Here is a 17917-nt window from a genome sequence, read left to right on the forward strand (position 1 = left end):
GACCCCGTTGGCCGAGCACACGCTCAACATCCGCAAGCCCTACTTCAACCTCATCGCAAGTGGCGCCAAGACCATCGAGGTCCGCGTCGGCTACCCCAAGATCCGCAAGATCAATGCCGGGGACATCCTGCGGGTCAGCAGTGGCGACGACACGCTGACTACCCGCGTCGCCGAGGTGAAGGAGTACGAGTCCTTTCAGGCGCTGCTGGAGACGGAGGAGGCAACCGCGATCGGCGGTCCGGACATGACGCACGACCAGCTCGTCACCGCGATCCGCGGCATCTACCCACCTGAGAAGGAAGCCCTCGGGGTCTTCGCCTTCCACCTGACCCCTGTCTGAGGCGTGTTTGGCGGGTCGTGCAGTTCCCGTGCGTAGCACGGCTGGTACGTGCGGCGGCGGCTGTGACGGAGCCGTCCCGTCCGATTCATCGTGGGTTGTATGTTCGAGGCACACGACGAGCAGGACGAAATGCTCAACGCGGTGAACAGCGCGACAGCCGAACTCGGTGCCTTCGTGAGCGCCCAAAACACCGAAGCAGACGCACAGGCCGCAATTTCCTTCGCAAAGGACGACTGGAGCGTGTCCTCTCACTCCTCATGCCTGCGTTCCTCGAACCGCCCGGACTTGAGCGTTTCATACCAGTCGGTCGTGCTTCGGCTCGGCGACTCGCCCAGCTCTGCCAACGCTCGCCGGAGAAGGTCGAAGGTGCGCGAGACGGCGTCGGTGAATCCGAGCCGCGCTTGCATCCGCGCAATGTCTCGATAGATGGCCTCGTTGTACGGGTCCAGTTCACGGGCCTGTTCAAGGAGGTCGAGCGCCTCGCGGGGGTCGACGCCGCTCCTCAGCTGCACCAGCGCACTCACAGCGTCCAAGTAGTCCCGCCGCAAGGCCTCCCGTGGCGCCTCCAGCCACTCCGCCGCGAGCTCCGCCGCGAATTCTCCAACGTAGAGGCCCGTCGCCCGGCGCAGGTTCTCCTCTCGTGCGCCTTCACTCGAGCCGGCCTCACGCGCCGTCCGCAGCGCACGCTCGAACTCCCAGAGGTCTACCGCGACTTCATCGCAGGCGAGCGCATAGTGCGTGCCGGTGTACTCCGTCATGTCAGCGACCTCGTCGTGCGTGGCCAGGCGAATTGCTCGACGCAGCTGGCTCAAGGTCGCGTGAAGGCTGTTGTACGGACGCTCAGGAGGTGCGTCAGGCCAGATAGTCGCTGTCAGCGACTCGCGCCGTGCCCCGTCTTGGTGCAGGGCGAGGTAGGCGAGCACTTCTCTCTGTTTTGGTGCCAACGCATGGGTGACCTCCACGCTGCACGGAGGCCCTGGTGGCTGGTAGGTGATGCGTACGTGTCCGAGTACGACGAGTCGCAGAGGCCGCAGCTCACGGGGCTGAGCTGGAGCCGAGGACGCTGGTTCAGGTGGTCCTGGGAACCGCTTGAGCTGTGCTTCCGCACTCGCTGACTCAGGCGAGAAGGGGTGTTCGGCGACCTCTGCCGACCCATGGTTCGCGACCGCAGGATGAGTTGGCGCTGCTTCGGCGAGAAGACCAAAGAGGGCACGCGCGTCGGCGGCGGGCAGTGTGAAGAGCCGTGCGCCGGTGAAGGTGTCCTCGTAGGGCGGACTGGCAGATGCGACTCCTCCATCGGCTCCGACACCAAGCGTCGCTCCAGCCGGCCACTGGCCGAGGAGGATTCCGCACACCCCGACCGCCGACCCATTGTCCAGGGCCGCTTGCAGGCGGCGCTGCTCCGCGGACGCGGGTGTCGCGAGGAGCACCAGCTCGCTCGGGCACTCAGCGCCGGGACCGGCATGGTCGTCCAGGCGCGTGCGTGCGACGAGTTCAGCCTCGATCATCTGAAGCGCTTCGTCCATGTCCGCCGCGATGTGCAACTGTGGGAACCGACCCGCGCCCCCTGCCTGGAGGAGCCACTGGGCGTCTCGCATCGGGATGACGAGTTCCGCTCCGCGCTGATCTGCCGTGTGCTGCGCGGACAGAAGACCGATCAGCAGCGCGCGGGCGGCGTCGGGAGCACCTGGACCGATAAGCCCCAGGCCACGGCTGCGGGCCAGGTCCCAGGCGAGGGCCTGGCCTTCCTTCACGGCGATGATGCGGAGATCTCGTTCCTCGGTGAGGTGCTGCCAAGGGTCCGTCGCGTGGCCGTCGTTCTCGCCATCGTCGGCAGACGGCACGGTGGCGCGGTAGATGTCATCCGCTTCATCCTGGTCCGGCACCTGTGTGCTTGCCGCCCGTAGGGCGCGTACGACCGGTGCGAGGTGCACGTCGCGCCGCTCGCCGCTGCCTGGACGGTAGCGGATCCTCCGGCGCCGACGGACGACGACCGCAGCGGCGGCTACTGCCACCGCCAGTCCGGCTCCGACGAACGCGCCACCGGGCAGGTTGAAGGAGCTGGGAGGGGCTTCTTCACCGTCATTCTCATGGGCGGGCGGGCGGTGCGGAGGGGGCGCGGGGCTTTCGTGCGGCGGGGGTGCCGACGACTCGTCGTCCGGATTCGGCGGGGGCGAGGACTTCGGACGCTCCGCAGGCGGATGACGGCCCTCGTCCGGGTCGGCCGGAGCGTGAGGGAGGCGAAGGACCCACCCGGGCTGAACGAGGCCGGGGTGGGTGAGTGAGCGTCCGTCCGGCTGACGGTGGCCCCGATTCAGGGCGTATATCTCCGGCCATCGGTTGCCGTCTCCCAGGTGGCGTTCAGCGATGCGCCAGAGGCTGTCGTGCACGCCATCGAGTGGTGGGCGGACTACGGCCTTCCTCCCACCCTCGTACGGGCCCTGGCCTTCACGGGAGTCGGCCGTCAGGGCCTCCGTGCGCACGTCGTCGATGGACATGCTGATGGTCGCCAGGCGCTGCGGTGACGCGGCCGCGAGCTGCGGGCCCCTGTAGGGCAGGAGTGCCAGGACGACGGCTCCGACCAACGCCGCCGTCATCCCGTGCAGGGGCCCCCTAACCGGTCGACGGGGGGACCAGGTGATTGTCCAGGCGGCTTCGCCCCCCGTACGCAGGGCGTCTGCGACGAAGCGGGCCCACGTCGCCCAGAGGAGGCTCGCCAGCGTCTTCAGCAGAAGTGGCGCGCTCATAGGGGCGGTGAGTACGGCCGCGATCTCCTCGCCGGTGGGTACGTGAGTCGGCAGAGGCCAGCCCACGTACTGAACCAGGCCCCAGGGGATACCTCCGATCAGCACCACTAGGAGAGCTCCCGCCAAAGCACCGCGTATCAGCACCACCGTGGGGCGCCTGTGCTGCTGGTGTCCGGCCTCGGCGACGTGGCGAGCTGTCATGGCTGCGCCTGCTCACCGGTCCGAAGGGGCTTCAACACCTCGAACTGGGCGAGCGGTTCCCGTCGCGGTGACGGTGAGGGTGCCCACGCCGAGGATGCCGAGGAACTGCGGGCGCTGGTGAACGGTGACCGTGACCGTGACCGTGGTCGAGCTGATCTTCACCGTCCCGGTGGCACCGATGGAGGCCAGGTATGCATGGGCCTGGCGCTGCGCTTCGACCGGGAGCAGGCGAATGGAGCCGTCGTTGCGGTAGGCGGCGAGGTCGATGGACTGCGCGCCCGCGCGAGCCGCCTCCTGCGCTTCTCCGATGGCACGTAGTTTCGCGGCCAGGGCGAGACCGCCGTCGACCACGAGGCCGGCGAACATCACCACGGACACGATGATCAGGATGACGAAGACGGTGACTTGCCCATCGTCACGGTGCGCGCAGCACCGCACTGAGCCAGACGACGTCACTGAGTCGCACCTCCTCTTGCGACAGCGGCTCCCACGCTGCGGTATGTGTCAACCGGCACGGCGAAGGACGCCCTGAGCATCTGTGTGCCCGGCACCTGCAGGAGCGCCAGGTCGTGCAGCTCGACCCGGCAGGCGACCGTCGTGGTGATGGTGTCGCCGGGCTGCACGCTGCCGCTCGTCTCGACCGTTAAGGCCTGGCAGGTGACGCCCGCCTGGCTCAGCCCGGCGGCGGCGGTAGTACGGGCGTGCGAGGCCGCGGCCGAAGCCGTCCTCTGCAGGCTCGCGGCGCGGGCAGCCTGGTGGGCGACATCCTCGATGCGCAACCGGGAGTCGGTCATGCGTCCGCAGAAGACGAGGAACCACAGCAGCAGCACCAACATGGGGATCACTAGGACGAGTTCAACGGTTGCGGAGCCGACATCGGCACGTCTGCTCTTCATGGCGGCCCCGCTCCGGGTGCGAAGTCCTCGGTTGGGCCGACCGCACGGGCCCGGACAGACAGGTGCAGGAAAGGCAGGACGCTGCTGGCCGTCCCACGGACTCGTATCTCCGCGCGCTCGGAGTCACGGACCACCGCGATCCGGGCGCTGCGGAGCGGCCCGCGCCCCAACAGGTCCAGAACGCGGTTGGCTTCGTCCTGCCCGGCAGCGGCACTGCCGCCCTGGGCGCGGGCGGCTGCCAAGGCGTGGGAGGCGGCGGCCTGGGCGATGTGGGCCGCGTGAATGTACAGGGCGGCCTGAGCAAGCAGGAGTACGAAGGTGAGCACCAGCGGCATGACGATCACCATCTCCGTGGTGACCGCGCCGCCCTCCCCGAGTCGTCGGGCCCACCGTCTCAACGGAATCGGACGTTGCGCGCCGCGGCCATGATGTCGGGGCCGAACAGGCCCGTCACCGCAAGGGCGAGCGCGGCGGCGAAGGCGATCCAGATGACGTGTTCGGTCGTCATGCCCCGGTCGTCCTCGGTCAGAGCCCGCAGAGCCCTGCTGAGTCGGTTCCGCCAGGTCAAGCGCGGAGGTTGTGGGAACACGGCCTGTCTCCTTTCTCTGTCGTCGCGGTGTCATAGCGAGGCGGTGATCTGAGTGAGGGCTGGATAGAAGATGAAGAGGACGAAGCCGAAGGCCATGAGCATCCCGGGCAGGGCCATCCGCTCGGTGGCCGCGTTGGCCCGTCCTTCGGCGGCGGCGCCGTCCTGGCCGCGCATGGCGGCGGCCCTCGCCGACAACGACGCGCGCATCTTGGCCCCCTCGGTGCCCGCGAGGGAAAGTGCCGCGGCGAGTTCCGTCAGCTCTGGGACCTCCAGCTCCTCGCCGAGCTGCCCCAGGGCGGACCAGGGTGAGCCGCGGGTGAAGCGGGCCGTGTTCAACGCGCGGCGCAGCTGCTGGAACGCCCACCCCTGTCCCGTCCGGGCGGCGTCGTGCAGGGCGGCGTCAACACCCGCGCCCCCGGCGAGCAGGATGTGGATGAGGTTCAAGTAGGAGCTCAGCGCGTGGCGGAGAGCTTCTCTGCGGCGCCGAGCCTCCGTTCGTACGCTCACGTCGGGGAGCAGGAAGCCGCTCACCGCGAGGGTGAGAGCCACAGACGCCGGCACGGGCCATGGCAGCGTCCTGCCTCCGGCGACCAGCAGGAGATCGACAGCGCCGGGTAGCACAAGGCCTGTCAGGCCGAGCGCGGCCTTCTCCGCGAGGTGGGTGTCCGCCGAGCGCTCAGCGATGGCCAGGTCTTTCGCGGTCTGCCGGTGCGGCAGACCGAGCGAGCGGAGGAGGGCCGTGAACGGAGCACCGACTCGTGCCGCCCACCCTCCGTCCTGCGGGAAGCAGAAGGGGTTCCCCTGCGGCTCGGGGCGCAGCCGGGCGATGAGGTCGGACAGGGCAGGCCGAGGCGGGAACAGCCAAACCACCAGCGACCACAGGCCCAGGCCCGTGCCGGTGCCCAGTGCAGCGAGCGTGACCTTCAAGGCGACACCCCCAGCCGAGTGCTCTGGCCGTGTTCAGTAGTCGCGAGACCAGCGACCAGGAAACGCTCGGGCCCCTCGATCCGGGCCAACCGAAGCAGCCAGCAGAAGGCGGCGGTGAACAGCGCGCCGATCAGCAGCAGTACCGCCTGCCCAGTGATCGAGTCGTACGGGCTGAGGAAAGCGGGGTTGAGGACGATAAGGCCTCCGGCGAAGGCCAGGGTGGTCGTGACGACGACGCGCAAGGTCGTGCGTGTCCGTGCACGAGCGGCGTCCACACGCTGACGCATGGCAACCTGGGCCCGGGCGGTGGCCGCGAGTTCACCCAGCAAGGAGGTGAGCTGGCGTGCCTGGTGCTGTGAGGCGAGCACCAAGGCCGCGAGTACGAGATCGGCGGTCGGGTCGTCCAGGTCATCGGCGAGCCGACGTAGCGCCGGGGCGAGACGCTCGCCCCGCTCCAAGCGGGCGGACAGCTCCTGAATCTGCGGGCGTACGGCCTTCGGCGCCGCACGCGCGGTGGACATGATGGCCTGCTCCAGACCGGCGGCCGCGGCCAAGGTGTCGCGGAGCATCTCGCTCCAGCCGGCGACCCCCTCGACCCGGGCGAGGCGCTCCCTGTCCACCGCGCCCACGGCCAGTAGCCGCGGCACGCTCCAGGTGGCCATGGCGGCGAGGAGTCCGCCTGCCATCCAGCCGGTGAATGCTCCGGCAAGGAGCCCCATCGCCAGGGACGCGGCGAGCCTGCGCTCGGCGCGGCCCCACGGACCATGCGGGGGTCGTGCTGCTCGAGGGGCGGCGGCAGAAGCGGGTCTCGGGTACGGTCGCCATCCGCGGACGACGAGAAGCACTCCGACGCCGATGCCCAGCCCAAGCAGCGTCGTCAAGGGAACATACGTACTCATGGCGACCACCACTGGCCCATGGGCTGTGACTCGTCGAGGTCCAGGCCCGCGGCCATCAACTCGTCCAGCGTCTCGGCACGCAGGGGCACTCCCGGCTCGGCGCGCAGGTCGGGCCCGGGCCGGAAGACCTCGTTGGAGACGATCTGCTGGCCATCGGCGTCGATCACCTCGCGGACGGAGGAGACCACGCGTTTGCCGGGCTCACCGCGCGGCCGCTCCAGGTGGATGACGAAGTCCAGGGCGGAGGCGACAAGGAGGTTGGTGGCCTCCAGGGGCAGCCGTTCGGGGCCTTGAACGGCGTACGCGGCAAGCCGGATGAACGCACCTTGGCTGGTGGATGCGTGCAACGTGGCCATGGAGCCGTCGTTCCCCTGGCTCATGGCGTTGCACATCGGGATGACCTCGGGGCCGCGGACCTCGCCGACGAGGACGCGGTCCGGCGACATGCGCAGAGCCCAACGAACCAACTCGCTTTGGCTGATCGCTCCCTGGCCCTCAATGTTCGCTTCCCGGGCCTGCATCGCGACCACATCGGGGTGCGCCACAGCGTCTGTGTCCAGGCCGAGCTCGAAGACGTCCTCGACGGTGACCAGCCGCTCCCACGGCGGGATCTCCGCGGCCAGGGCACGGAGGAGCGTGGTCTTGCCGATCGTGGTGCCGCCGGTGACCAGGAGGTTCTTCCGAGCTCTGACCAAGGCGCCGAGGAAGGCCTCCAGGTGCCGGTCGATGGTGCCGAGGCGACGCAGCTTGCCGAGCGACACGGTCTTGTAGCGGTGGCGGCGGATGGACACAGACGGTCGGGCGGTCACCGCCATGACGGCGAAGACCCGGTCTCCACCGGGAAGCTGGAAGTTCACGCCTGGGCTCCCGCGGTCGAAGCGACGCTCCTCCACTCCGGAGCGGGCCGCGAGATCCCGGATGAGCTGGACCAGTTCCGCGTCCGAGCCCACCACCAGCGGCAGCTGCTCGCGGCGGCCGTCCGCGTAGCGTACGAAGACCCGGTCGCCGTTGATGTTGATGTTCTCGATGTCCTGGTTGCGGAGGAGCGGCTCGAGGCCGGCCAGGCCGAAGACTTCGTTCAGCACCGCCTGGATCACCTGCTGCTCGACTTCGCGCGGCACGGCCTGGCGGCCCATGGTCAACTGTTTCTGGGCGTACTTCTCCCCCGCGTCGGCGAGGATCGCTTCGGCCGCGGCTCGCCGCTCGGCTTCCGGCCACTCCGACTGCCCGGATGCCTCACGGGCCTGGACGCGCTCGGCGAGCTGCGCGGAAACCTGATGGCGGAGCGTTCGTCGCAGCTGCTCAGTCGCCGTGTCCTCGTACATGTTCACCCCGGGTAGCCCCGCGGGGTCGGTCACGCCTCCGCCTTGGGGGAGCTGGGACCCGCTGGACACGGAAGTCGGTTCTGCTGCGCCTCCCCCGCGCGGCGGCGTTCCCCGCTCGAAACCGTTCATGGCGCCGCTCCGTCGGCGGAGGGTGCGGGGTGTGCGGGCCACCCGCGGGCAGGCAGGGTGAAGCGGACGGAGGGAGCGGCGAGTTCCGTCGATGTGATGTGTACGTCTTCGCGCCCGGCAGCCTTCCCCCTCTCCTCCTCCAACTTCCGGGCCACGGACGCCAGTGCCTTTCCGAGTGCCGTGCGAGTGGGGGCTGCCCGTCGTCCCGCTGCACCTCGCAGGAGTGACGCGCCGCGGGGATCTTCCGGGAGTCTGGCCAGCACCGCGATGCCCAGTTCACGGTTCACTTCATCCGCTCCATAGCCGTCTCCGACCAACACCAAGGCGGGCCCGCTCGACGAGCTCCGAAGCGCATCCATCTTCATCGCCACGTGCGCCAAGGCGTCGTCGTGAGCTCGCGAGAGCACGAGCAACACGTCGGCCCGGCGCAGGATCGGCATCGCCGGGGAGTTCGCCTCGACCCGACCGCAATCCGCGATGACAACTGTTCCCACACGCTCCGCGGCGCCTTGCAGCAAGGCTTCTCCGTCACGAGTGAGCTGTTCCAGAGCCGCCCGGGCCTGCCCCGCTCCCGGCGGTCCCGCGACCACTCTCAGACCGCCCCGGAGCCGTTGCGTGTGCTGCCACAGCAGCCCGGGCTCGGCTGCCCGTCGTGCGGCGGCGGCGAGGCTGACGAGCCCGGGAGAAGGGGTAAGCCGGAAGCGGGCCAACAGATCGCCGCCCGCTGGATCGCACTCGACGACGACCGGAGTTCTCCCCGCCGGCCAGTGACTTGCGAGCCCGAGGGCGGCGGTCGTCGCCCCAGGTGAGCCCTTCAAGCTGCACAGCGCCACTAAGGTCACCGCTCTCCACCTCCCCGTACTATGACCACGCGGAGCGTCCCCTCCTGCGCGGCGGCCAGTTCGCGAGCCTGGCCCTCGGCCAGCTCGAACGTCACCACGGTCACCTGATCGTCGTTGTCGGCCCGGACCTCGGTGACGACTGCCGTCCAGGACTTGGTGAAGGAGGCCGGACTGCCGGTCGCATGCTCATCGGCCGCGGCCACAACCACGGCATGGTGACCGGCCTGCAGACCAGTAGGGAACTGCCCTGGCTTCAGTCCCACCGCCGCGACCGCCCGCCCGGCGGGCGGCACCTTGGAGCTGCCGAGCGCGTTCTTGGTCAGCAGGGTCCCGGCGGGCAGGCTGTAGGCCACCTGTCGGCCCACGACAGCGCCACTCTCGTCGGCTGCCACCGCGTCGAGCCCGCTTCCCCGGGGGATGCCCGCTTCCCTCAGGTCCGCGGCAGTTAGCTCCTGACCGGCGGCCACCGGCTTCCCGAGCACCAGCACGGGCTCGCTGTCGTCCAAGTGCAACGTGAGGAGTACTCCCCCGGTCGCGCAGCCGAGGACCAGCAGCACTCCGACCATGAGATGCGGAACGTGGCGTCGGGAGAGCCCGGCTACCCGCGATGGAGCCCGCTCGGCCTCAGGCCCTCCCCTCCTCAGGGATTTCTGACTCAAGGAGCCCGAAATCCCCGGCGCACGCAGCCGGGTGCTCATCGACCGCCCTCCCTTCCGTACGTCGCCTGTCCGAACACGCGCGATGCCGTCAGTCCTCGGATATTCAGCGCTTGGCTCTCCGCCACACGGAATCGCGCGTTCGCCATCGTGGTCATGCCGGGAAACACCCCCTGTCCCCCTCCACCGGACCAGCTGACCGTCCAGTGGACCGTCACCGACACCGCGTACGCATTCCGCGGCTGCCCGGCCGATGACGAGCGATAGGTGTGCCCACAGTCCGGTGACGCCCTGCGGGGCCCCAAGAGGCGCCTCTTCCCGTTCGTGTCGGTGGCGTACGGAGTGCCCGGCCCTCGGCACGTCACCGAACGGCCGTCGCCCAGCTTCCAGACGGCCTTGCTCGGCCGTGCCTCCGCCGTCACCGAGACCCCCGGCACCACGGCCGTCGCCGAGACCCGCTGCCACGCCCTACGGGAAACCCACAGCCAAGTCGGCAGATTGACCAGTTGCTCACCAGACGGATTGGTGTGGATCCTCACCTCGGGAAGCCGGAGCTGGCTGCGAGCGCGCTGCGCTACCTGTGCGGGCGACGGCGCGGGAGGCCCACCGCCGTCCCCCTGTGCCGCGTCGGGAATCCACACCGGCGGCCGGTAGAAGGCGTCCCGGAAGCCGTTCGACGAGCATTTGTAGACGTACCAAGCGCCTTTCCGCCCCGGACTGGGGTCGGCTACTGGCCTTGCGCTACTGGGCCGAGGCCTCCAGGACCACGCGGCGGGTGCGACTCCCGGTCCGGCTCGGCCAGGAGGCTCCTCGAACGATGCGTTGGCCACCGCCCCGGGTGCTTTGTAATCACTGCGCTCATAGGCGCACCTGGCCAGATTCGGATCACGCTCGTCGACACCCTCGCGACCGCCGCTTTCACCGCCACGGGAGCGTGGCCCGATGCCTTGCCCCTCCGTGTCAGGAGCTTCCCGACCGCTCCGTCCCCTGCTGCCAGCATCCAGATCACACCCTGGGTGAGGATTCTGCGAGCAGTCGACGTTTCCCCACCCTGGATCGGCCAGCACGGGGACGGCACTCACCAGTGCCGCGGTGGCAGTCATGACGACCAGGGCCCCGGTCCGCCTCAACACGATCCGACCTCCCAGACCGCGAACCGCGTGACTTTCCACCCGCCACTCTTTTGCTTCTTCACCTCGGCGGAGATGGACTGACGGCCCCCGGGCTCGTCGTCCACCAACCCGCCTGTGCGCTTGCGGTACTTCAGCCAGTGGGTGGAATCGCCGCAGTCCGAGATCACCGCTGTGGTGGGAGCGGAGGCCGGGGCAAGTTTCGTGACCCTCGGTGCGTTCTCCGGCATTCCCTTCGTGATCAGACCGTTCCTATGGTCGGTGTACATGCCCCGTGTGATCGTCTCGAGCGCGTCGCCCGTCGCGTAACGGGCGAGGCGCGGAGACTTCCAGTCCGAGGTCCTCGCCGCTTCGGCCATGTCGCGCCACATGCCCACGTAGGCCGCGGTCGCGCGTTCCCGCGCCGTGCCGGCAGTCGACGTCGACGGTGAGGCTGCCGCCTTCTGTGTGCTTGTGGTCTCATCGCCATCTGCGTCGACATCCTCGGACGGCTTCGTGGCGGGCGGACCGCCGCACCCCCCGACCACAAGCAGAGCCGCAGCGCCCAACCCAGCACATACGACGCGCCACTTGCCTCGGCGGCTACTCTCTCCGGTCACCATGGCCACATCACCCCATGAACGACGCAGGCTGATGCCGGACGCACATGCGTACGCCGACACCTCCACCCTTACTCCGGCTACGCCCCCTCAGCGCAAGGGGTGCCTGCGGACCGACTTCAGAGTGAGTACGGGTTGCTTGACCGGGGAGTCGCAATGAGAACCATGACAACACCACACATATGGGCAGTTGAGTCTCAATCGAGCGACAGCAAGACACGACGGATCCGCGTGCTTCACGAGTCTGAGGTGGTTTGGCCGCAGGCGTCGCCTCGGCGATCTCACCTCAGAGGAGCAGGGAAAGCCGTAACCCCCGCCGGCACCAGCACCTCGCCGGGGAGCCTCACACCGCCAGCCACGGTGCCGCCCTCCTACCAGGCGACAGGAAGTTCAACGAGGCTGCAGATACGACTGCCAGTCGTCCACTCCAGCCCCTGCGGCGGCACCGCCAAAGCGAGGTCCGGCAGCCGCTCGACGAGCGAGCCGATCGCCACCTCCAGTTCCACGCGCGCGAGGTTGGCGCCCAAGCAGAAGTGCGGGCCGTGCCCGAAGGCGAGGTGTCGGCTCTCAGTACTCCGGCGGATGTCGAACTCGTCCGGGTCGGCGAACTGCCGCGGGTCATAGTTTGCAGCTACCACCGGGGCCAGGACGGCACGCCCCTTGGGCACTATGCCGCCGGACGGCAGCGACAGATCCTCAGTAGCCACGCGCAGCAGGCCGCCGTGCCCGGGAACTTCCGTACGGAGGATCTCCTCGACGGCGCCACGAAGCAGCTCCGGCTCCTGGCGAAGTTGAGCCAGCTGATCAGGATGCCGCAGCAGCGCGAGAACGCCCCGCCCGATGACATGCCCTGTGGTTTCGTGGCCTGCGATGATCAGCCCGCGCACCATCCGGGCCAACTCGCCTTTACTCAGTCGGTCTTCGGCGTCATGGGCGTTGATGAGCTCGTCGAGGAGATCAGCGCGGGGTTTCCTGCGGCGGTCAGCTATGAGCCCGTCCGTGTAGGAGGCGAACTCCGCACCGGCCCGCGAGCGCTCATCAGCAGTAGCGGTACTGGTGGACAAGAACACGTCCGACCACGTCCGGAACCGCGGACTGTCCTCATCAGGCACGCCCAGCAGTCTGCAGATGATGTGGATCGGAAGAGGAAGAGCGTAGGAGTCGAGCAGGTCGATCGGGGGGGAGCCTGCAGCGATGGCGTCGAGCAGACGGTCGGCCTGCTCATGGATACGAGGTCGCCACTCCTCGGCTCGCCGCGGAGTGAACGCCGACTGCACTATGCGCCGGAGGCGGGTGTGTTCCGGGGGGTCCATGTTGACCAGGGCATGTGGGTCGTCCGGGATGTCGCGGCCCGCAAACATACGGGGAGCACCCGGGTAGCGCAGGTTACGCGAGAAGCGGGTGTCGGCATGAACGTCCCGGACGTCCTCGTACGTCGTAGCCAGGAGAACCTCGTCGCCGCTCGGCAACACGACCGGCGCAAGCGGACAGCCGCTGCGCCTTAGGGCATACGCCTCAGGTGGGCCGCCGTACGCGCGGGGCGTGAACGGAAACTCTGCGTCAGGCTCGATTCCCTTACTCACGAATCAACTCTCCAATTCAGCAGACGAGTTCACCTAGCCACATTATCTGATGGATCGTCAGGACAGTCCACACAGGACGAAGGATGCCCCGGGGCACGATGACGGCCGCGCAAGATGTCGACGAGCTGGCACTCATGGCGCACTGCCCAGCGACCCAGAGGAGCCAGAGCCACCAACAGGTCGTGACCCGACTCGGACAGGGAACAGCGGGCAGCGGAAGCGAAACCTGGCCCCCTCCCCTCATGGTCGACCACTCCGTCGGTAGACAGTCGACGCAGGGTGCCCCACAGCACCTTGTCCGACAGATGGCGGCGGCCGGTGATGTGGCGACTGCCATCGACGTCATCGTTGATCACTAGGGCCAGCTCCGTTGGGCGCAAGGGACCGTTGCGCAGTGCTGCGATGACCGAGAAGCTCCATCGCAGGCGGAGCATCGTGAGGGCAACGCCAAGATTGCGCCAACGCTCCTGACTTGGCGTGCGCTTGCCGCCATCGAACTTCAGTCGACGCGCAGGCGCCGGACCTGGGGCGATCACACCTCGGCGGACTCGCAGATTCGCCAGCAGAAGGTCGGCATGCCTCGTTGCCCATGCCGCCGGCTCACGAAGAGCCTCCAGCAGCTCCTCCGACATGGACACCAGCGTCCGAGCTGCACTCCTCGCCTGCGAACCGGCCATCTGCTGCCGCACGATCAGCCCTTCGGCCTCCAGCCGTCGCAGCGTTTCGAGCAGGGTCTTCTCATGGAGGACCCACTCATTCAACAAGTCCGCATTGCGCACATTCCCCCTGTTTATGTGCACCAGAAGCTCGGTCGGGCTCATCGGCCCATCCAGCAGGGCAACGAGCACGGCGTACGTCCACTTGTTGCGTATGAGCTCGATAGCCATATTGATTCCGCGCAGGTGGCGGAGCTCGTCGTTCAGCAATGACCTACCCCCTTGAGCGGGCTCTGCCCGCGCATCCTGCTACGACAGCGAGGGAAATCATAGGAGCCCGGAGAGGAATCCCAACGCCACCCACACCCATGAGTTGCGCCAAAGCTCCTGGCTTGAAGTCGTCGAACCGCCGGGACTGGCTTTGAAGTTAGAGTGCACGGGCGGTGTAGCACTTTGAACGGAGCCGAGATGACGAGGCCCACCTCGGCATCACCGAAAGATCCAAAGAAAGCAGCGCCATGCAAGACAGCGGATGGGGGGCATCACCGCCTCCATACCGAAGGGCAGTCAGGACGGATCAAGAGAAGGAAAGATCCATTGCCTTCAAGCGCAAGCGAGTCGAAAGAGCAAGCAGCTCAGGATGGCTCCCCGAAGAAGGCCAAGCGCCGGAAGAGGAGGGCCGGTTACAGCGCGCCGACGCCACCCTCCCGTTTCAAGCGCGCGCTACTCAGCATGGCCCGCGATCCGTCGATGCGCACCGAGGCCGGGCGGGAACTTCTGCAACTTTTGATCAGCCACTCGTCGCTCACCGAAAGGCGCTGGCGCAGGATCATCGACTGCGTTCCCGCACACCGTGCGCCGACGATGGCAAAGGCTGCCGAAGCGTGTGCTCACCAGTGGCTGATGGTCGCCGAGGAACTGAGCCAGAGGGAGGCCCAGTAGAACCCACCTGTTCAGCCGATCCGTCCGCCCCCATCACGCCCAGATCGGTCTACTGCACTCACCGGCTTGACGAGCCGCGCGGATGAAGCTGGTTAGGAAGAGAAATGACTGAAATCTCTGACGACTCAGGAAGAACCCTCGATACCGGGAGGTGGCATCTCCGTCTCATCTCCCGCCTACCACTCATCCGACGCCCCACCACTGCCACGATTTCACCACATGATGAGCGGTACCTGCGGAGAGTCCACGACTTCCTTCGCCTACTGAACGGCGAATGGTGCTGGGATGTCTTCGTCGCCCTCAATAGCGGGCCACTGCAGTACACGGACCTCCTAGCCACGATGCGCGCACAGCTTCCCATCAACAACTGGCCGGGGCGAACCCACCGCCACCTTCAGGAAGGCACGCTGTGCCGAACGCTGCAACGCCTGACACAAACCGAACTGATCGCCCGCGAAAGAGAAGTGCGTTTCCCATTCTCCACCACATACCGGCTGACACCCCCATCAAGAGAAATCCTCACCGCGATGGCGCCTGCTGCGACATGGGCGGAATCGCATGCCGAACTCCTGGTTCGCGCCCAGCGCGGGCACAGAACATCCGGCGAGTAGCAGCCGCGGCTCGGACCTCGCGGTGATACACCGCTTCTCCGCTCCCATCTGCCTGGTGGGGCATCCGCCCAGGTGAGCCTCGACGACCCAGCGGTACACCCGTACTCACTTTGAAGTTGGTTCGCGCGCCCATCTTGCGGTCGGGGGGCCCAGCAGGAGTACTGACTTTCCCCGCACCTCCGAGCTCCCTGCTCCGGGGACCAGCTGACGTCGCGTCCGACTCCCCCCGCGCCGACGCTGAGTGCCCCGGAGCAGGGGCCCTCTTGCCACCCAAGAGGCAACCCATGCTGATCACACTTGACACCCACCCAGCCAGAGACGACGAAGCGCTACGGCATGTGCTCGAGGATGCCTCGATGGGCCGCTGGGAAGGGCCGCGGGACATGCTCGTCGCCACCGGGCCGGACTGGGACCGGCGGATCTTTCGTCTCCAGGTCCTGGCCGAGGCCGGAGCCCGCCTCAGGTTCGCCGATACCTGGGCAGAGGCCGAGCCGCACTCCCCGCACGCCCTTGCTCTCCTGGGGAACGTGCAGGCCCTGCGCGCGATGATCGCCGGCCGCGTCGGCGGTGAAAGTCTGATGGAAGAGGCGTGGGCAACGTGCTGCACCGCACTGGATGTGTGGCCCCAGGACGTAGCGCCCTTGGTCGTGATGCTCGCGCTGCTGCGCACCCATGCTCCTGATCGCCGGACGCTGAACCACGTGTGGACAGAGATCAAGCAACGTGACCCCTGGAATCGCGAGGCCCATCACGAGTTCGTCACATATCTCTTCGTCCGTCATCACGGCACGCCGGGCGAGGCGATGTGGTGGGCCGAGGAGCAAGCCTCCATAGCCCCCAAAGGCCTGCCCATCGCGATTCTGCCTTTGGTCGTACTCGCCGAGGTCCACCGCTGCCGACAGGAGCAGAATCAGGACTCGTACGGGCTGATGATCCACCCGTGGGTGGACTGTCCGCAGATCAACCTCGCTCTGGAGCGCTGGTGGCGCTACCGGGCACCGCGCCCACACGCCTGCTTCGCCGACGACGCCAACTACCTTGCGCACGCGTTGTCGTTCGCCAATCGCCATCACGAGGCCTCAGAGGTCTTCGACGCGATCGGTCCCTACGCCACGCGTGTCCCGTGGGCGTACTGCGGCCGTGCCCGCGAGCTGTTCCTGCGTCACCGCGCCTGGGCCTATAGCCCGCCCCGGCGACGGCGTCGTTGAGAGCCGAACACCGCCTTCAAGCACCGCAACCGTCTTACGAAGGAAGGACGGAAAGCCAGTGCCTCTCGATGTCTCCCGTGTCTCCGACGAGGAGCGCCTCAAGCAGCTCGGCTACCGGCAGACGCTGTCGCGCTCCATGTCCGGCCGCGCCAACTTCGGCGTCAGCTTCACCATCATCTCGATCCTGTCCGGCTGTATGACGCTGTACGGCTACGGCATGAACACCGGCGGCCCCGCCGTCATGATGTGGGGCTGGCTGTTCGTCGGCCTGATGACGCTGTTCGTCGGCCTGTCCATGGCCGAGGTCTGCTCCTCGTACCCGACGAGCGCAGGCCTGTACTTCTGGGCTCATCGCATGGCTCCCCGGCGGTCGGCAGCAGCATGGGCGTGGTTCACCGGCTGGTTCAACACCCTCGGGCAGATCGCGGTCACCGCGGGCATCGACTTCGGCGCCGCCACCTTCCTCAACGCCCTGCTGGATCTGCAATTCGGCTACGCCGCCACCCCTGGGCACATCATCGCCCTGTTCGGCGCCATCCTGGTCCTGCACGGGGTCCTGAACACCTTCGGCGTGCGCATCGTCGCCTTCCTCAACGAGGTCTCCATCTGGTGGCACATTTTGGGCGTGCTCGTCATCAGCGGCACCTTGGCCGTCGTCCCCGACCATCACCAGTCCACCCACTTCGTCTTCGGTGAGTTCACCAACCACACCGGCTTTGCCTCCAGTGCCTACGTGGTACTGCTCGGGCTGCTGATGGCGCAGTACACGTTTACCGGCTACGACGCCTCCGCCCATATGACCGAGGAGACCATCGACGCGGCCGTCGCCGGGCCGAAGGGCATCGTCCGCTCGATCATTGTCTCTCTGGTCGCTGGATTCGCTCTGCTCTTCGGCTTCACCTACGCCATCCAGTCCTACTCCGGCGCCCTCGACTCGGACACGGGCGTGCCCCCGGCACAGATCCTCATGGACGCCCTCGGCGCGGCGACCGGCAAGTGGCTCCTCGTCGTGATCATCGTCGCGCAGCTGTTCTGCGGCATGGCCTCGGTGACCGCCAACTCCCGCATGATCTACGCGTTCTCCCGCGACGGCGCCCTGCCCTTCTCCCGGGTGTGGCACAAGCTCCATCCAGGCACCCGCACCCCCACCAACGCCGTCTGGCTCGCCACCGGCGGCGCCTTCTGCCTGGGCCTGCCCTACCTGTGGAACAGCACCGCGTACGCCGCCGTCACCTCCATCGCCACCATCGGCCTGTACATCGCCTACGTCATCCCCACGTTCCTGCGGCTGCGGCAAGGAGACCGCTTCGAGCGCGGCCCCTGGCACCTCGGCTCCTGGTCCACCATCGTCGGCACCATCGCCGTCGCCTGGGTTCTCGTGATCACCGTGGTTTTCATGCTCCCTCAGAGATCACCGGTCACGGCCAACACTTTCAACTACGCCCCCATCGCCGTCGGAACCGTCACAGCGTTCTGCGGCACCTGGTGGCTTATCTCGGCCCGGAAGTGGTTCCTCAACCATGCCCATGCTCGCACTACCACCCCAAGGGCACTAAAGGAGTCACACGCCACAAACCCGGCTACGTCAAAACACCAACGCTGAGCGAGAGCGCGTGGCAGCGGCCACTAAAATGGCC

17 protein-coding genes are annotated in these 17917 nt (G+C 67.7%); 6 read left to right on the plus strand and 11 right to left on the minus strand.

Annotated features, from left to right (window positions below; genetic code table 11):
- Nucleotides 1-7: 7 nt before the first annotated feature.
- On the plus strand, nucleotides 8-340 hold the full coding sequence (locus MQV74_RS05920; protein WP_242714965.1) for an ASCH domain-containing protein: 333 nt from the start codon (nucleotides 8-10) through the stop codon (nucleotides 338-340).
- A 248-nt stretch (nucleotides 341-588) separates the two neighbouring features.
- Here MQV74_RS05920 and MQV74_RS05925 read toward each other — a convergent pair whose 3' ends face one another.
- Nucleotides 589-1098, minus strand: a complete 510-nt coding sequence (locus MQV74_RS05925; RefSeq protein WP_242714966.1) for an AfsR/SARP family transcriptional regulator — start codon at nucleotides 1096-1098, stop codon at nucleotides 589-591.
- A 372-nt stretch (nucleotides 1099-1470) separates the two neighbouring features.
- On the opposite strand from MQV74_RS05925, the gene MQV74_RS05930 reads away from it, so the two are divergent.
- Nucleotides 1471-2247 carry a hypothetical protein gene (locus MQV74_RS05930; protein WP_242714967.1) on the plus strand — a complete coding sequence of 259 codons (777 nt, stop codon included), beginning with the start codon at nucleotides 1471-1473 and terminating at the stop codon, nucleotides 2245-2247.
- 1053 nt (nucleotides 2248-3300) lie between these two features.
- Here MQV74_RS05930 and MQV74_RS05935 read toward each other — a convergent pair.
- The 10 genes from MQV74_RS05935 to MQV74_RS05980 all read right to left on the minus strand — a co-directional run bounded on the left by MQV74_RS05935 (nucleotide 3301) and on the right by MQV74_RS05980 (nucleotide 13789).
- The gene (locus MQV74_RS05935) at nucleotides 3301-3744 is read right to left on the minus strand and encodes a Tad domain-containing protein (RefSeq protein WP_308402243.1); all 444 of its coding nucleotides are present in this window, start codon (nucleotides 3742-3744) and stop codon (nucleotides 3301-3303) included.
- A complete protein-coding gene (locus MQV74_RS05940; RefSeq protein ID WP_242714969.1) occupies nucleotides 3741-4184 on the minus strand; it encodes a TadE/TadG family type IV pilus assembly protein in 444 nt (147 codons plus the stop codon). Before MQV74_RS05940 ends, MQV74_RS05935 begins: the two co-directional genes overlap by 4 nt.
- Entirely contained in the window at nucleotides 4181-4582 is a 402-nt protein-coding gene (locus tag MQV74_RS05945; protein WP_278194092.1) for a TadE/TadG family type IV pilus assembly protein, read from the minus strand. The genes MQV74_RS05940 and MQV74_RS05945 overlap by 4 nt, the downstream gene beginning before the upstream one ends.
- Before the next feature lie 221 nt (nucleotides 4583-4803).
- Nucleotides 4804-5700 (minus strand): type II secretion system F family protein, encoded by an 897-nt coding sequence (locus tag MQV74_RS05950; protein WP_242714971.1) that lies wholly within the window; start codon nucleotides 5698-5700, stop codon nucleotides 4804-4806.
- Nucleotides 5697-6362 carry a type II secretion system F family protein gene (locus MQV74_RS05955; protein WP_242714972.1) on the minus strand — a complete coding sequence of 222 codons (666 nt, stop codon included), beginning with the start codon at nucleotides 6360-6362 and terminating at the stop codon, nucleotides 5697-5699. The genes MQV74_RS05950 and MQV74_RS05955 overlap by 4 nt, the downstream gene beginning before the upstream one ends.
- A gap of 233 nt (nucleotides 6363-6595) precedes the next feature.
- Nucleotides 6596-7957, minus strand: coding sequence for a CpaF family protein (locus MQV74_RS05960; RefSeq protein WP_242714973.1), 1362 nt, complete (start codon nucleotides 7955-7957; stop codon nucleotides 6596-6598).
- Nucleotides 7958-8891: 934 nt separating this feature from the next.
- Entirely contained in the window at nucleotides 8892-9452 is a 561-nt protein-coding gene (locus MQV74_RS05965) for an SAF domain-containing protein (protein ID WP_242714974.1), read from the minus strand.
- Between the two features lie 1225 nt (nucleotides 9453-10677).
- Nucleotides 10678-11283, minus strand: coding sequence for a hypothetical protein (locus MQV74_RS05970; protein ID WP_242714975.1), 606 nt, complete (start codon nucleotides 11281-11283; stop codon nucleotides 10678-10680).
- Nucleotides 11284-11651: 368 nt separating this feature from the next.
- Nucleotides 11652-12863: a cytochrome P450 gene (locus MQV74_RS05975; protein ID WP_242714976.1), complete on the minus strand. Its 1212-nt coding sequence runs from the start codon at nucleotides 12861-12863 to the stop codon at nucleotides 11652-11654.
- 29 nt (nucleotides 12864-12892) lie between these two features.
- The gene (locus MQV74_RS05980; protein WP_242714977.1) at nucleotides 12893-13789 is read right to left on the minus strand and encodes a winged helix-turn-helix transcriptional regulator; all 897 of its coding nucleotides are present in this window, start codon (nucleotides 13787-13789) and stop codon (nucleotides 12893-12895) included.
- A gap of 327 nt (nucleotides 13790-14116) precedes the next feature.
- On the opposite strand from MQV74_RS05980, the gene MQV74_RS05985 reads away from it, so the two are divergent.
- The 4 genes from MQV74_RS05985 to MQV74_RS06000 all read left to right on the plus strand — a co-directional run bounded on the left by MQV74_RS05985 (nucleotide 14117) and on the right by MQV74_RS06000 (nucleotide 17883).
- The gene (locus tag MQV74_RS05985; protein WP_242714978.1) at nucleotides 14117-14461 is read left to right on the plus strand and encodes a hypothetical protein; all 345 of its coding nucleotides are present in this window, start codon (nucleotides 14117-14119) and stop codon (nucleotides 14459-14461) included.
- Between the two features lie 341 nt (nucleotides 14462-14802).
- A complete protein-coding gene (locus MQV74_RS05990; protein ID WP_242714979.1) occupies nucleotides 14803-15072 on the plus strand; it encodes a winged helix-turn-helix transcriptional regulator in 270 nt (89 codons plus the stop codon).
- A 284-nt stretch (nucleotides 15073-15356) separates the two neighbouring features.
- Nucleotides 15357-16280, plus strand: a complete 924-nt coding sequence (locus tag MQV74_RS05995) for a hypothetical protein (RefSeq protein WP_242714980.1) — start codon at nucleotides 15357-15359, stop codon at nucleotides 16278-16280.
- A 58-nt stretch (nucleotides 16281-16338) separates the two neighbouring features.
- A complete protein-coding gene (locus tag MQV74_RS06000; RefSeq protein ID WP_242714981.1) occupies nucleotides 16339-17883 on the plus strand; it encodes an amino acid permease in 1545 nt (514 codons plus the stop codon).
- Nucleotides 17884-17917: the final 34 nt, after the last annotated feature.

The organism is Streptomyces sp. AN091965 (assembly GCF_022698285.1).
GTDB lineage: Bacteria > Actinomycetota > Actinomycetes > Streptomycetales > Streptomycetaceae > Streptomyces.